Origin of the sequence: Burkholderia sp. LK4, assembly GCF_001043615.1 — a bacterium.
GTDB lineage: Bacteria > Pseudomonadota > Gammaproteobacteria > Burkholderiales > Burkholderiaceae > Burkholderia > Burkholderia cepacia.
In genome coordinates this window covers 1-15,013 of sequence record NZ_LDUL01000047.1, presented here as the reverse complement: position 1 = coordinate 15,013, position 15,013 = coordinate 1, and the positions used below count along the sequence as shown (strand labels likewise).

Genomic DNA, 15,013 nt, shown 5'->3' with positions numbered 1-15,013 from the left:
CAAGACAATGGGCGGCGCCGGAATACCGGACGCCGCCCATTTTTTCATTGACCTTCCTGCGGACACCGGCCGTCGAAGCCGGGCGTGAACCACGAAGCTCCGTTGGGCCGCGCCTATTTCCGCACGCCGGCGACGATCGCCTCGGCCGCGCGGATCACCGGGAGATCGACCATGCGGCCGTCGAGGTTGAACACCGCGCCGCCGTGTTTCGCGGCTTCGTCGATTACGCGGCGCGCCCATGCCTGTTCTTCATCCGAATAGCCCAATGCGTCGTTCACGCCGGCGACCTGCGCCGGGTGGATGCACAGCTTGCCGCCGAAGCCGAACGCGCGCGCACGCCGGGCATCTGCCGCGAGGCGCTCGGCGTCGTCGGTGCGAACGGTCACGCCGTCGATCGGCGCGGGCAGCCGCGCGCGGCGCGAGGCGGCCACGAGCGCGTTGCGCGCAAAGGCCAGTTCAGGTTCTTCCGCCGATGCGCGCATGCCGAGGTCGAGCTGGAAATCCAGATGACCGAATGCGAGCCGAATGACCTGCGGATCGCGCGCCAGCGCATCGGCTGCATCGAGCCCGGCCAGCGATTCGATCAGCGCGACGATGCGCGCTGTGTCGCCGAGTTGTTGCGCGACGCGGCTCAGCGCATTCGCGTCTTCGGACTTCGGCAGCATCACGACGATGCCCTGCCGTGTCCAGTCGCGCAGCAATGCGATGTCCGCGTCGTGCCACGGCGTACCGACGGCATTCACGCGCACGACGGTGCGTGAGCGCTGTTCCGGCGTCAGGAGCGGCAGGTGCTGCGCGAGCTGATCGCGCGCGGCGTCCTTGCTGTCCATGGCGACCGCATCCTCGAGATCGATGACGATGCAGTCGGCGGCCGAATCGAGCGCCTTCGCGAAACGTTCGGGCCGGGTGGCCGGCACGAACAGGAAACTGCGCGCGTGATGAACGGGAGAAGAGGGCGTAGACATGGTTCAGATCGCGCCCGCGGCGCGCAGTTGTTCGATATCGGCGTCGGAGCGCCCGAGTTCGCGCAGAATCGCCATGCTGTGCTCGCCGAGCGCCGGCACCGCGTCCATGCGGACGTCGAAGCTGTCGATCGTGGCCGGCGGCAGCAACGCCTGAAGTTCGCCGGCTGGCGAATCGATGGTGCGGAAGCGCTCGCGCGCATGCAGTTGCGGGTGCGTCCACAGGTCGCTCACCTGGTTGACGGCCGCGTTCGCGATCTGTGCGTCGTCCAGGCGTGCAATGACTTCCTGCGCGGTGAGGCCCGCAAACGCCGCCTCGATCACGGCCTTCAGTTCGGCCCGATGTTCCGAGCGCCGGACGTTGGCGTCGAACCGCGGGTCGGTTGCCAGCGCCGGGTCGCGCAGCACGGTGTCGCAGAACGCTTTCCACTCGCGCTCGTTCTGCAGGCCGAGCATCACGACGCGGCCGTCGCCCGCCGTGAACGGGCCGTACGGGTAGATCGTCGCGTGCGCCGCACCGTTGCGGCCCGGCGGCTGCTGGCCGTCGTACGCGTAGTACATCGGGAAGCCCATCCACTCGGCCAGCGCTTCGAGCATCGAGATTTCCACGTGCGAGCCTTCGCCCGTCACGCCGCGCTGCAGGAGCGCACTGAGAATGCCCGTGTACGCATACATGCCGGCCGCGATATCCGCGATCGAGTTGCCGGCCTTGCTCGGTTCGTCGGGCGTGCCGGTGATCGACAGGAACGCGGCCTCGCTCTGGATCAGCAGGTCGTACGCTTTTTTGTCGCGATAGGGGCCGTCGCCGCCGTAGCCGGAGATGTCGCACACGATGAGGCGCGGATATTTCACGTGCAACGCGTCGAACGACAGCCCCATGCGCGCGGCTGCGCCCGGTGCGAGGTTCTGCACCAGCACGTCGGCCTGCGCGACGAGCTCGCCCAGCACGTCCTGGGCGGCGGGCTGCTTCAGGTCCAGCGTCAAGCTTTCCTTCGAGCGGTTGGTCCAGACGAAGTGCGACGCGAGTCCGCGCGTACGGTGATCGTAGGCACGCGCGAAATCGCCGACGCCGGGGCGTTCCACCTTGATCACGCGCGCGCCGAGGTCGGCGAGCTGGCGGGTGCAGAAGGGCGCGGCGATCGCGTGTTCGAGCGTGACGACGGTCATCCCGCTCAGGGGGCCTTTTCGAGCTTGCATGGTCGGATCGTTATTCCAGTTCGGCGCTGGCCTGCATGGCCAGCTGTCCTTGCGGGCCGCGTGCCCACACGCGGGCGGTATGGCCTTCGAGCGCGCCGTTCACCGTGAAAGGCGCGGTGTCGAACAGCGGGCTGACCGCCTTGAATTCGAAGTGGCGGACGGTCTTGCCGGGGTGCGTGCGGCGCAACTCCTCCATCAGCAGCATCGCGATCAGCGGGCCGTGCACCACCAGGCCCGGATAACCTTCTTCCTGCATCGCATACGGACGATCGTAGTGGATCCGGTGGCCGTTGAAGGTCAGGGCGGAAAAGCGCATCAGCAGCACCGGGTCGGGCGTGATGGTGCGCGAATACTGTTCGTCGACCGGTGCCGGCTGCGGAGCCGGTGCCGGCGCGCCGGGCGAAGCGGTCGGCGGTGCGTCGCGATACACGATGTCCTGTTCCTCGCGGATCGCCACGCCTTGCGCGTCGCTGATTTCATGCAGCACGGTCACGAACACGAGCTGGCCGCTACGGCCGGACTTGCTCTGCACGTTCATGATCGTGGAACGGCGTTGCATGGGCGCATCGACGGCCAGCGGGCGCAAGAACTGCAGCCGTCCGCCGGCCCACATGCGTCGCGGCAGCGCGACCGGCGGCAGGAAACCGCCGCGCCGCGGGTGGCCGTCTGCACCGATGTTCGACTGGCGCTCGCCGGGGAGGAAATACAGCCAGTGCCACAGCGGCGGCAGGGCGTCCGGCAGCGCGGACGCATCCGAGTAGTCCAGCGTAGCTTGCAGGAGCCGGATCGGCGCCTGGGTAATCCGGTCCGCGCTTTCTTCGCTGCGGCCGACCCACGCGTCGAATGATTCGGGTTGTTCGACACTCATGTCGTTTCGCGCTCTTGAAATGTGAAGCGTCGTGAAGGCTGCAAGGGCTCGCGCAAGCGTGCCGTTGCAGCCGTTCCCGTCAGAGTTCGCCGACCAGTTCCGGCACGAGCGTGAACAGGTCGCCGACGAGGCCATAGTCGGCCACGCTGAAGATCGGCGCTTCCGGATCCTTGTTGATCGCGACGATCACCTTCGAATCCTTCATGCCGGCCAGATGCTGGATCGCACCCGAGATGCCCACCGCGATGTACAACTGCGGTGCGACGATCTTGCCGGTCTGGCCGACCTGGTAGTCGTTCGGCACGTAGCCGGCGTCGACTGCCGCGCGCGAGGCGCCGAGCGCTGCCGACAGCTTGTCGGCCAGCGGCTCCAGCACCTTCGTGTAGTTCTCGCCGCTGCCCAGACCACGGCCGCCCGACACGATGATCTTCGCGCTGGTGAGCTCCGGACGGTCCAGCTTCGTCACTTCACGGCTGACGAACTGCGACTTGCCCGCGTCTGCCGCCGCCTCGATCTTCTCGACCGACGCGCTGCCGCCTTCCGCTGCCACCGGATCGAAGCCCGTCGCGCGCACCGTGATGACCTTGATCGGGTCGCTCGACTGCACCGTCGCGATCGCGTTGCCCGCGTAGATCGGGCGCTCGAACGTGTCGGCACTGTCAACCGCCGTGATGTCCGAGATCTGCGCGACGTCCAGCTTCGCGGCGATACGCGGCGCGATGTTCTTGCCGTAGGCCGTCGCCGGCGCGAGGATGTGCGAGTAGTCCTTCGCGATGTTCAGCGCGGTCGCTTCGACGTTTTCCGCGAGGCCCGCTTCGAGTTGCGGCGCATCGGCCAGCAACACCTTCGACACACCTGCGATCTTCGCTGCGGCATCGGCCGCCGCTTGCGCATTGTGGCCCGCGACCAGCACGTGAATGTCGCCACCGACGAATTTGCCAACCTCGGCTGCCGCCGCCACCGTGTTCAGCGTCGCGGCCTTGATCGACGCGTTGTCGTGTTCTGCAATCACCAGAATCGTCATTTCTTTCCGCTCCCTCTTACAGCACCTTGGCTTCGGTCTTCAGCTTCTCGACCAGCGTCTTCACGTCCGGCACCTTCACGCCGGCTGCGCGCTTCGGCGGCTCGACGACCTTCAGCGTCTTCAGACGCGGCGCGACATCCACGCCGAGGTCTTCCGGCTTCACGGTTTCCAGTGGCTTCTTCTTCGCCTTCATGATGTTCGGCAGCGTCACGTAGCGCGGCTCGTTCAGGCGCAGGTCCGTGGTGATCACCGCCGGCAGCGTCAGCGACAGCGTTTCCGCGCCGCCGTCGACTTCACGTGCCACCGTTGCCTTGCCGTCGGCCACCGTCACCTTCGATGCGAACGTCGCTTGCGGGAGACCGGCCAGCGCGGCCAGCATCTGGCCCGTCTGGTTCGAATCGTCGTCGATCGCCTGCTTGCCGAGGATCACCAGTTGCGGCTGTTCCTTGTCGACCAGCGCTTTCAGGATCTTCGCGACGGCCAGCGGCTCGACGCTGTCGTTCGATTCGACGAGGATCGCGCGATCCGCGCCGATCGCCAGCGCCGTGCGCAGCGTTTCCTGCGCTTGCGTGACACCCACCGACACCGCGATCACTTCGGTCGCCACGCCCGCTTCCTTCAGGCGTACCGCTTCTTCAACGGCGATTTCGTCGAACGGGTTCATCGACATCTTCACGTTCGCGATGTCGACACCGGATTGATCGGACTTCACGCCGACCTTCACGTTTGCGTCGACCACGCGCTTGACGGGTACGAGAATCTTCATGAAAAGGTTTCCTTCGGAAATCAGTAGGAACGGGGCAGTTGCAGCACGTGCTCGGCTACGTGGCCCAGAATCATGTTGGTGGAGATCGGCGCGACCTGGTACAGGCGCGTTTCTCGGAATTTGCGTTCGACGTCGTATTCGCAGGCGAAACCGAACCCGCCGTGCGTCTGCAGGCAGGCATTCGCCGCTTCCCAGCTCGCCTTCGCGGCCAGGTACTTGGCCATGTTGGCCTCGACACCCGCGTTCTGGCGCGCGTCGATCTTCTCGCACGCGCGCCAGCGCATCAGGTTCGCGGCTTCCAGCTCAATGAACGATTCGGCCAGCGGAAACTGGATCCCCTGGTTCTGCCCGATCGGGCGGCCGAACACCTTGCGCTCGATCGCATAGTCGCGCGCCTTCTCCAGGAACCAGTAACCGTCGCCGATGCACTCGGCGGCGATCAGCGTGCGTTCGGCGTTCAGGCCGTCGAAGATCACCTTCAGCCCCTTGCCCTCGGTGCCCAGCAGCGCGTCTTCCGGCAGTTCGAGATTGTCGAAGAACAGTTCGTTGGTCTCGTGATTGACCATGTTGAGAATCGGGCGCACGGTGAGGCCGTTGCCGATCGCCTTGTCCAGCTCGACGATGAAGCACGACAGGCCGTCGCTCTTCTTCTGCACCTGGTCCAGCGGCGTGGTGCGCGCGAGCAGGATCAGCAGGTCGCTGTGCTGCACGCGCGAGATCCAGACCTTCTGGCCGTTGATGACCCAGCGGCCGTCCTTCTTCACGGCAGTGGTCTTGAGCTTGGTGGTATCGCTGCCGGTGGTGGGCTCGGTCACGCCCATCGACTGCACACGCAGTTCGCCCGACGCGATGCGCGGCAGGTAACGCCGCTTCTGCGCTTCGGTGCCGCTGAACACGATGGTGTTCATCACGTACATCTGGCCGTGGCAGGCGCCGGAATTGCCGCCGGAACGGTTGATCTCTTCCATGATGACCGACGCTTCCGCCATCGACAGGCCAGGGCCGTCGTATTCCTGCGGGATCAGCGCGGCCAGCCAGCCGGCCTGCGTAAGCGCGGTGACGAACGCCTCGGGATACCCGCGCTCCTCGTCGATCTTGCGGTGGTATTCGGCCGGAAACTGGCTGCACAGGCCGCGCACCGCGTCGCGGATTTCCTGGTATTGGTCGGGGGCGGAAAAAATGGAGGCGCTCATGAATCCTGTCTCGTTTTTGGCTTGAGTTAGGTCCATAATAAGTTTTGATGGATTCGTTAAAAAATAGAATTTTTTGATCGATGTATCAGTTTTCGGTATCGAGGACTCTGCGATGGATCTCAAGCAACTGCGCGCCTTCGTCACCGTGGCCGAGACCGGCAACGTCACGCGTGCGTCGACCCTGCTGAATCTCGTGCAGCCGGCCGTATCGCGCCAGCTGCGCCTGCTCGAGGAGGACATGGGCACCGAGCTGTTCGAGCGCGGCCGTCACGGCATGCAGCTCACGCCGTCGGGCAAGACGATGCTCGAGTACGCGCGGCGTATCCTCAACGAGGTGGCACGCGCCAAGGCCGAGATTCAGCCTACCGACGGGCCGGTTGCCGGCATCGTCAGCATCGGCCTGCTGGCCAGCACGTCGGACCTGCTGGCCACGCGGCTGGCGAGCGAGGTGGCGCGGCGTTACCCGCACATCCGCCTGCGGCTCACGATCGGTTACGCGGGGCACCTGCAAGACTGGCTCGAAGCTGGCGACGTGGACGCCGCGCTGTTGTACGGGCAGAAGGAAACGCCCGCGCTGCACGTCAAGGCGCTGATCGAGGAAAACCTGTGGGCGGTAGCGGCGCCATCCGCCGGGCTGTCGCGCAAGCGGCCGCTCGCGTTGTCGCTCGTGGCGAGCGAGCCGTTCATCCTGCCGTCCGCGCCGCAGGGCCTGCGCGCGGCGATCGAGCACGCGGCGGCCGAGGCCGACGTGACGCTGCGGGTCGTCACCGAAACCAATGCGCTGAGCGTGCAGAAGGACCTGGTCGCGCAAGGCCACGGCTGGACGATCCTGCCGGCCGTCGGCGTCACGCGGGAAGTCGAGCAGGGCACGCTGTGCGCGGCGCCGCTCGCGGCCCCGGGCATCAAGCGCACGATCGTGCTGGCCGCGCCCAGCAGCCGGCAGGCCACGGCGCCGGTGCGGTGTGTGGTGGGTGTGCTGCTCGACTGCGTGAAGGCCACGTTCGACGAGGGCCACTGGCCCGATGCGCGCTGGCTGGGCTAGGGCCCGCGCAAGCCCGTCATTGGCATGAACGGGCCCGGGGAACTAGAGCCGTTCCAGCAATTGCCGCCTCATGAGCTTGCCGTTGCTATTGAACGGCAGTTTGTCGACGGGGATGATGCGCGCCGGATGCTTGTACGGCGCGAGTTGTTCGCGCAAGTACCGGCGCAACGCGCTTTCGTCCAGCGGATGCGCGGCATCGAGCTCGACGAATGCGATGACGGCCTCGTTGCCGTCCGTCTCTTTCTGCCCGACGACGGCCGAGTTCAGGATGCCCGGGAAGCGGTTGAGCGCCTGTTCCACTTCGCCCGGATACACGTTGAACCCGGAGCGGATGATCATCTCCTTGAGTCGCCCGACGATGAACAGCGCGCCGTCGTCGTGCAGTTCGCCCAGATCGCCCGATGCGTACCAGCCGCCATCGCGCATCACGTCGGCGGTGGCCTGCGGGTCGCGGAAATAGCCGGGCATCAGGCCCGTGCCGCGCAGCCAGATTTCACCGCGCGCGCCGGCGGGCAACGTCCGGCCGGTGGCGGGATCGACAATGCGCAACTCCGCGCCCGGGAAGGCGTAGCCCGCGCTGGTGTCGCCGCGCGTTTCGCCGAGGCGGGTGGCGTGCAGCGAACCCGCGTATTCCGACAGGCCATAACCGTGATGCAGCGTCTGCGCGAACAACGCCTCGACCTGCTGCTTGAGCGCCAGGTCGAGCGGCCCGGCGCCGGCGTAGAGATAGCGCAGGCAGGGCGCCTCGGGTCGGACGATGCCTTGCTCCGCGCAATATCGCAGCAGCCGGGAGAACAGCATCGGCGGCCCCTGTACCTGGCTCACGCGCCGGTGTGCCAGCGCGTCGAACAACTCCGCCGGTTCGAACTGCGGCCGCATTTCCAGTGCCGCGCCCGCGTGCAGCGATGCCATCAGCACCGTGCCGAGGCCGAAGATGTGCGTCATCGGCGCATACGCGTAGACGCGGTCGTCGGGGCCGAGCGCGCGCGATTCGGCCGACACGCGTGCGAAATGCAGCACACCGCGGTGGGTCATCATCACGCCCTTGGGCGCGCCGGCGGTCCCGGACGTGAAGATGACGGCCGCCACGTCGCTCGCCAGCGGTTCCGGCTCGATGCGCGCCGCCACGTGCACGGCGCTGCGCGCGAGGCCGTTCACGCACGACGGACGGGCGTCGTGCCGCGCCGCATGCGCGCCGGCCGCCGGCGAAACGCCTGACGTGAAGTACAGCACGCGCGCATCGGCCTTGCCCGCGAACGCGTCGACTTCGCCCGGCGCCATGCGCGCATTGACGCCGCACGACCACGCGCCGACGCGGCTGCACGCGATCAGCAGCGCGGCATGTTCGGCGCAGTTCTCGGCCACGACCAGCACGCGGTCGCCGCTGCGTACGCCGTCGTCCCGCAGTTCGCGTTCGAGCGCATCGGCCAGCGCGCCGACGTCCGCATAGCTCAGGCTGCGGTCGGGGAGATGGATGAACGGGCGCGCGGGGGCCTCGGACAGCCAGCGATCCAGCAGTTCATGAATGCGTGCGGTCATGCTCGATGCTCCTCGTCCCTTACTGCGATACGCATGCGACGGCTGGCCGGCTCAGGCGAAGCGCATCAGGTCGTCCACGTCGGCACGCGTGGTGCGGAACTGGTTGACCGGATGCGCGTCTTCCGCGTAGCCAAACGAGATGCCGCAAATCATGTGCTGCGTATCGGGAATGTCGAAATACTCGCGCACGAACCGGGCATGACGCGCCAGCGCGCCCTGCGGCGTAGTCGCCACGCCGTGCGCATAGGCCGCGATCAGGAACGACGACACGAAGCCGCCGGCATCGACGAGCGCATAGGGGCCCAGTTCCGCCGGCACCGTGATGATCGCCACGTGCGGCGCGTCGAACATGCGGAAGTTGCGGAACGCCTGCTCGGCGCTGCGCTCGGTGTCCTTCGGGCCGATACCCAGCGACGAATACAGCGCAATGCCCGCGCCGCGCCGGCGTTCGCGGTAAATGCCTTCATAGCTCGGCGGGAAGGGCAGGTCCGATTCGTTTTCCGGATGATCGTTGACCCGCTGCATCAGCGCCTGCCGAAAACGTTCGGTGCTCTCGGGCGTTTCGGTGATGACCAGTTGCCACGGTTGCACGTTGCACCACGAAGCCGAGCGGCCAGCCATGCCGACGATGCTGCGGATCAGTTCGAGGTCCAGCGCCTGGTGCCGGTACGCGCGGCAGGTCGAGCGGCCGCTCGTCAGGCGATCCAGTGCCGCGAGTTCGGAGATGGGGGATGTCATGTCAGTTGCGTCCTTGCCAGTTGCCCGGCCCGCGCGCCTCGGCGGCGCGACGGTCGCGAGCGGAAAACCGCTGCGGGGAACACGCTCGCCGATTGCGCCGGCGGCCGCAGGGCGGTGCACGTGACGCTGTCGGCGGTCGTGTTCGCCCGCATCAGATGAACGTGCCGTGTGCGCGCAAGGCGTCGATGCGCGCGTCGGGCAACCAGTCCTGCAGTGCGGCGATCGCGTTGTCGGTCGTCGGCGGCGCAGGCGGTTCGGGTTGAGCCGCGGGCGTACGCGAAAAGCGCGGGCCGGGCGCCGGATGCGTGACGCCGTTCAGGTCGACGAAGGTGCCGCGCGCCTTCACGTGCGGATGGTCGGGCGCTTCGTCGAAGTCGAGCACGGGCGCCACGCAGACGTCGAGATGGCCGAGCTGTTGCGCCCATTCGTCGCGCGTGCGTTCCCTGAACTTCTCGGCGAGGATCTGCTTGGCTTCGGGCCATTGCGCGCGGTCCATCTGCGCCTGCAGCAGCGGATGGTCCTGCAACCCGAGCTGTTCGAGCAGCAGCCGGTAGAACTTGCCCTCGATGGGGCCGACGCTGACGTACTTGCCGTCGGCGCACGCGTACACCTCGTAGAACGGCGCGCCTGTGTCGAGCAGGTTCGTGCCGCGCGCCTTGTCGAGCATGCCGGCCGCATGCAGGCCCATCGTCACCGTCATGATCGAGGCCACGCCGTCGACCATTGCGGCGTCCACCACCTGGCCCTGCCCGGAACCGCGCGCTTCGAGGATGCCCGCGAGCAGCCCGAAGGCCAGGTACAGCGAGCCGCCCGCATAGTCGCCCAGCACGTTGAGCGGCGGCGTCGGCGCCTGCCCGACGCGGCCCATCGCATGGAGCGCGCCGGTGATCGAGATGTAGTTCAGGTCGTGCCCGGCCACTTGCGACAGCGGGCCGTCCTGCCCCCAGCCGGTCACGCGGCCGTAGACGAGGCGCGGGTTGCGCGCGAGGGACGGCTCGGGACCGAGACCGAGGCGCTCCATCACGCCGGGGCGAAAGCCCTCGATCAGGCCGTCGGCTCGCTCGATCAGTTCGAGCACCATTTCGACGGCGGCGGGATCTTTCAGGTCGACGCGCACGGACTTGCGATTGCGCAGGCCGAGGTCGAATTCGACGGGGCGCGGCGCGCCGAGCCCCGAAGGCTCCTTGCGGTCCACGCGGATGACGGTCGCGCCCAGGTCGGCCAGGAACATCGCGGCCAGCGGCCCGGGGCCGATGCCCGCGATCTCGACGATCCGGATGCCCGCGAGCGGGCCGCGACGGGGTGGCACGGCGGGCATGGTCAGATCACTCCCTGTTCGCGCAGTTGCTGCAGGCGATCCTCGGACAGCTTGAGCAGCCCACGGTAGATTTCGTCGTTGGCGGCGCCGAGTTCCTGCGCCGGCTGGTCGAACTGCACGGGCGTCTGCGACAGCTTGATCGGCAGCCCCATGCCCATCGCGTCGACGTCGGCCAGCCCCGGGTGCTCCAGCTTGACCACCGCGCCGCGCGCCTGCAGCACCGGGTCTTTCAGCACATCGAGCGGCGAGCGCACGGGCGCGGCCGGCACGCCGCGTCGAACCTGCAGTTCGGCGATGACTTCCTCGGTGCTGTGGCGGCTCGTCCAGTCCTCGATGATCGCGTTGATCTCGGCGGCATGCTTCATGCGCGGGCCGCGCGTCGCGTAGCGCGGGTCCGAGACGATCTCCGGCCGGCCCACGGCTTCCATCAGATTCTGAAACCAGTCGGGCTGGAACGCGACCATCGCCACGTGGCCGTCGAGCGTGCCGTAGACGCCGAACGGCACCAGCCGGTCCTGGAAATTGCCCGAGCGCTTCGAGTAGCCGTGCTCCAGGAACACGTCGAAATGCTCTTCGGCGACCAGCGACGACAGGCAGTCGAGCATCGACACCTGCACGCACTGGCCCACGCCGGTGCGGCCACGGTGAATCAGCGCGGCGAGGATGCCGTTGACGGCGTACAACGGCGTGATCAGGTCGGCGATCGGCAGGCCGGAGCGGGTCGGCGGGCCGTCTGCGAAACCGGTCACGTCCATGATCCCCGACAGCGCCTGGACGATGATGTCCATGCCCTTCAGGTTCTTGTACGGGCTCGGTTCGCCGAACGCCTTGATCGATGCATAGACGATTCGCGGATTGACCTGGCGCACGCTCTCGTAATCCACGCCCAGGCGCGCCGTCACGCCCTCGCTGGCGTTTTCGATGACGACGTCGGATTCCTTGACCAGTTCCATGAACAGCGCCTTGCCCTGTTCCGATTTCAGGTCGAGCGTGATGCTTTTCTTGTTGCGCGCGCGGTTGAGGATGGTCAGCGACACCTCGTCGTCGCCCTTGACGCCGAAGTGGACGCCGTCCTTGCCGACATAGGGGGGATTGTTGCGCGCGATGTCGCCGCCGCCCGGCGATTCGACGCGGATCACTTCGGCACCCATGCCACCCAGCAGCAGCGATCCGTACGGGCCGGCCAGGGCCACAGTCAGATCGAGCACTCGGATACCTTCCAACGGTCTTGCAGCTGACATGCTTGTCTCCTGAAACTGGCCTGCGGCCGGTGCGCAGCCCGAATGCGCCGGGCGCGGCTCGCAGACAGCTCTTTATGCCTGTTCGATGCCCGACGTTTCCCGAACCGGGAAAACGTCGGCGGATTACCGGATTCAGTAAGACTTCGGCAACCCGAGCTTGCGCTCGGCAATGTTCGACAGAATGAGTTGCGGAGTGACAGGGGCAATGTAGCCGATCCACGCCTCGCGCATGAACCGCTCGACGTGATACTCCTTCGCATAACCGAAGCCGCCATGCGTGAGGATCGACGTCTGGCATGCATTCATGCACGCCTCGGAAGCCAGCAGCTTCGCCGCGTTCGCCTCCGAGCCGCACGGTTGCCCCCGGTCGTACAAGTCCGCCGCCGCGAAGATCATGTGGTTCGCCGCTTCCAGCTCCGCCCAGTTGCGCGCGAGCGGATGCTGCACGCCCTGGTTTTGCCCGATCGGGCGGCCGAACACGACACGCTCCTTCGCATATTGCGTCGCGAGGTTGAGCACCGCGCGGCCGATGCCGACCTGCTCGACGGCCACCAGCACGCGCTCGGCGTTCATCCCGTGGAAGATGTAGCTCAGGCCCTTGCCTTCCTCGCCGATCAGTTCGTCCTTCGACACCGGCAGATCGTCGATGAACAGCTCGTTGGTATCGACCGCCGCGCGGCCGAGCTTGTCGATCTCGCGGATGTCGACATACCGACGGTCGAGCTTCGTGTAGAACAGGCTCAGCCCTTCGCTGTGCTTCTTCACTTCCTCGATCGGCGTGGTGCGCGCGAGGATCAGCATGTGGTCGGCCACCTGCGCGGTCGAGATGAAGACCTTTTTGCCCGAGATCAGGTAATTGCCGTCGGGCTGCTTCTTCGCGACCACCTTGAGCTTCGTGGTGTCGAGGCCCGTGTCGGGCTCGGTCACCGCGAAACAGGCCTTGTGTTCGCCGCGCGCGAACGGCGGCAGCCACGCCTTCTTCTGCGCGTCCGTGCCGAAATGCACGACCGGCTGCAGCCCGAAGATGTTCATGTGGATGGTCGACGCGGCCGCCTGCCCGCCGCATTCGGCGACCGTGCGCATGAACAGCGCCGCTTCCGTCACACCGAGGTTCGCGCCGCCCACGTCCTCCGGCATGCAGATGCCGAGCCAGCCGCCGCTCGCGACGGCCGTGAAGAACTCGTGCGGGAATTCGTGGTTCTTGTCCTTGTTGCGCCAGTATTCGAGTGGAAAGTCCGCGCAGATCTTCTGCGCGGCATCGACGATCGCGACCTGGTCGGGGCTCAGTTGGTAGTCCATGTCCGGTTCTCCTGCGGAAACGAGGTCAAGCCTGTCCGGCCGGGCGCAGCATCATCAGGCCCGTGCGCACGGCCGTACACACGATCTCGTCGCGCTGGTTGCGGGCCACGTGCTTGAAGGTGACGATGCCCGAGTCGGTGCGGCTCTTCGACAGGCGCGCCTCGACGATCTCGGTCTCGACGCGGATGGTGTCGCCGTGGAAGGTCGGCTTCGGGAACGCGATTTCGCCGAAGCCGAGATTGCCGAGCGTCGTGCCAAGCGTGGTCTCGTACACGGTGATGCCGGCCACCAGCGCGAGCAGGAACATGCTGTTCACGAGGCGCTGGCCGTACATCGTGTTCTTGCTGTATTCGGCGTCGATGTGCAGCGGCGCGCAGTTGTAGGTCATCGCCGAGAACAGCACGTTGTCGGTCTCGGTCACCGTGCGGCGGATCGCATGCTCGATCACCATGCCTGGCTTGAATTCTTCGAAGTAGAGGCCTGCCATTTTGTGTCTCCTGACGTATTCGGGTGGGTAATCAGCGGTTGAAAGACTGCGCGAGCGCGATGATTTCGCGTGCCGTTTTCGCGTGGGCGATGTCGATGTGCTCGCCGTCATAGATGCACGACGCGCGGCCTTCCGCCTGGGCCTGGTCGAGCGCGTCGATCATCCCCTGGTAGAACGCGACTTCCTCTTCAGTGGGGCTGTAGGTGCGGTTGACGATCTCGACGTTCGACGGGTGCAGCACCAGCTCGCCGCTCATGCCGAGCTGGCGATCGTTCGCCGACGAGACCATGAGGCCGTCGAGGTCGTGCACCTGCTGCCACACGCCGCCGATCGGCAGCTTGCCGGCGGCGCGTGCGGCCATCACGATGCGCGACTTCAGGAACTGGGTTTCGCGGCCTTCGAGCGACCAGACGGTCTTCAGCGCGCGCGCCACGTCGGCGTTCTTGGCTGTCGCGCCCACGATCGCGGGCACCCGTTCGTGCTGCGCGATTTCATACGCGAGTTGCAGCGAGCGGGCGGTTTCCAGCAGCGGAATCACCTTGGTGTGACCGACCTCGACGCCGGCACGGTACTCGGCTTCGGCCAGCATCGACGCCACGGTGTGGATGTCTTCCGGCCCGCACGGCTTCGAGATCACGATGCCCTCGACCACCGGGTTCACGATGGCCAGGATGTCGTCGAAGTCGTACAGGTGCGCGCTGCGATTGATGCGCACCCAGACGCGCTGTTTTTGCTCGGCCAGCCAGGCCAGCTTGGAGCGGACGATCTCGCGCGCCTCGACTTTCTGCGCCGGCGGCACGCTGTCCTCGAGGTCGAGGATCAGCGCATCGGCGCCGGACTGAATGGATTTCTCGATCCAGGTCGGCTTGTTGCCCGGAACGAAAAGGAAGGAACGGATCGGTTTCATCTGCGTCGTCATGACTGTCTCGGCCTGTTGATGGGGGGCATCGGATACATGCGTCAGGTTTTACCTAACAACTGGTAGTTAGTTTGATGCGCAAATGCCGAGACCGTCATTGGGGTTTATACCGAGGCGCAGACGCTGTGGTGCTGCGGCGCGCACGCCGGTTCCGGGTTCGAGGGCGGCGCACGGTGGGGGGGCGGCTGCGGGCCAGGGCGCGGCAATCAGCGCGACGCTGGCCCCGCGCCGGAGAAGAACAGGGTGCAAAGCTGGTCGGCGACCCGCTCCAGCGAGCCCTTTTGCGGGTTGAACCACGACTGGATCGAGTTGATGCTGCCCAGGATGTGGATGCGCGCGAGGGGAATGTCCACGTCGTCGCGGAGCCTGCCTTCGGCACGCAGGTCTTCCAGCAACCCGTTCCAGAGCGTCTGGTGATGT

At 66.5% G+C, this 15,013-nt stretch carries 14 protein-coding genes and 1 pseudogene; 1 reads left to right on the top strand and 14 read right to left on the bottom strand.

Translation table 11 applies throughout. The annotated features are described in order from the left end of the window. Positions 1–113 precede the first annotated feature (113 nt). The 6 genes from VK92_RS23580 to VK92_RS23555 form a co-directional block, all read right to left on the bottom strand. Complete coding sequence (locus VK92_RS23580) at positions 114–965, bottom strand: HpcH/HpaI aldolase/citrate lyase family protein (RefSeq protein WP_048027108.1); 852 nt, start codon at positions 963–965, stop codon at positions 114–116. A gap of 3 nt (positions 966–968) precedes the next feature. Next, the gene (locus VK92_RS23575) at positions 969–2,159 is read right to left on the bottom strand and encodes a CaiB/BaiF CoA transferase family protein (RefSeq protein ID WP_048027107.1); all 1,191 of its coding nucleotides are present in this window, start codon (positions 2,157–2,159) and stop codon (positions 969–971) included. Between the two features lie 10 nt (positions 2,160–2,169). Further along, a complete protein-coding gene (locus VK92_RS23570; protein ID WP_048027106.1) occupies positions 2,170–3,027 on the bottom strand; it encodes an FAS1-like dehydratase domain-containing protein in 858 nt (285 codons plus the stop codon). Positions 3,028–3,106: 79 nt separating this feature from the next. Then, complete coding sequence (locus VK92_RS23565) at positions 3,107–4,051, bottom strand: electron transfer flavoprotein subunit alpha/FixB family protein (protein ID WP_048027105.1); 945 nt, start codon at positions 4,049–4,051, stop codon at positions 3,107–3,109. Between the two features lie 16 nt (positions 4,052–4,067). After that, positions 4,068–4,817, bottom strand: coding sequence for an electron transfer flavoprotein subunit beta/FixA family protein (locus tag VK92_RS23560; RefSeq protein WP_048027103.1), 750 nt, complete (start codon positions 4,815–4,817; stop codon positions 4,068–4,070). A 20-nt stretch (positions 4,818–4,837) separates the two neighbouring features. Further along, positions 4,838–6,010 carry an acyl-CoA dehydrogenase family protein gene (locus tag VK92_RS23555; protein ID WP_048027101.1) on the bottom strand — a complete coding sequence of 391 codons (1,173 nt, stop codon included), beginning with the start codon at positions 6,008–6,010 and terminating at the stop codon, positions 4,838–4,840. 112 nt (positions 6,011–6,122) lie between these two features. Here VK92_RS23555 and VK92_RS23550 point away from each other — a divergent pair, with 112 nt between their 5' ends. Further along, complete coding sequence (locus tag VK92_RS23550; protein ID WP_048027099.1) at positions 6,123–7,052, top strand: LysR family transcriptional regulator; 930 nt, start codon at positions 6,123–6,125, stop codon at positions 7,050–7,052. 42 nt (positions 7,053–7,094) lie between these two features. On the opposite strand, the gene VK92_RS23545 is transcribed toward VK92_RS23550, so the two are convergent. The 8 genes and pseudogenes from VK92_RS23545 to VK92_RS23510 all read right to left on the bottom strand — a co-directional run. Continuing rightward, the gene (locus VK92_RS23545) at positions 7,095–8,591 is read right to left on the bottom strand and encodes a class I adenylate-forming enzyme family protein (protein ID WP_048027098.1); all 1,497 of its coding nucleotides are present in this window, start codon (positions 8,589–8,591) and stop codon (positions 7,095–7,097) included. A gap of 51 nt (positions 8,592–8,642) precedes the next feature. Beyond that, positions 8,643–9,329 (bottom strand): nitroreductase family protein, encoded by a 687-nt coding sequence (locus tag VK92_RS23540; protein ID WP_048027097.1) that lies wholly within the window; start codon positions 9,327–9,329, stop codon positions 8,643–8,645. 151 nt (positions 9,330–9,480) lie between these two features. Next, the gene (locus VK92_RS23535) at positions 9,481–10,647 is read right to left on the bottom strand and encodes a CaiB/BaiF CoA transferase family protein (RefSeq protein ID WP_048027095.1); all 1,167 of its coding nucleotides are present in this window, start codon (positions 10,645–10,647) and stop codon (positions 9,481–9,483) included. A gap of 2 nt (positions 10,648–10,649) precedes the next feature. Continuing rightward, positions 10,650–11,888, bottom strand: a complete 1,239-nt coding sequence (locus VK92_RS23530; RefSeq protein WP_048027094.1) for a CaiB/BaiF CoA transferase family protein — start codon at positions 11,886–11,888, stop codon at positions 10,650–10,652. A 132-nt stretch (positions 11,889–12,020) separates the two neighbouring features. After that, positions 12,021–13,187, bottom strand: a complete 1,167-nt coding sequence (locus VK92_RS23525) for an acyl-CoA dehydrogenase family protein (RefSeq protein WP_031397798.1) — start codon at positions 13,185–13,187, stop codon at positions 12,021–12,023. A 25-nt stretch (positions 13,188–13,212) separates the two neighbouring features. Continuing rightward, the gene (locus VK92_RS23520; protein ID WP_031397797.1) at positions 13,213–13,674 is read right to left on the bottom strand and encodes a MaoC family dehydratase; all 462 of its coding nucleotides are present in this window, start codon (positions 13,672–13,674) and stop codon (positions 13,213–13,215) included. 31 nt (positions 13,675–13,705) lie between these two features. After that, on the bottom strand, positions 13,706–14,593 hold the full coding sequence (locus VK92_RS23515; RefSeq protein WP_048027091.1) for an HpcH/HpaI aldolase/citrate lyase family protein: 888 nt from the start codon (positions 14,591–14,593) through the stop codon (positions 13,706–13,708). Between the two features lie 206 nt (positions 14,594–14,799). Further along, positions 14,800–15,013, bottom strand: a pseudogene (locus tag VK92_RS23510) (TetR/AcrR family transcriptional regulator); the annotation flags it as partial.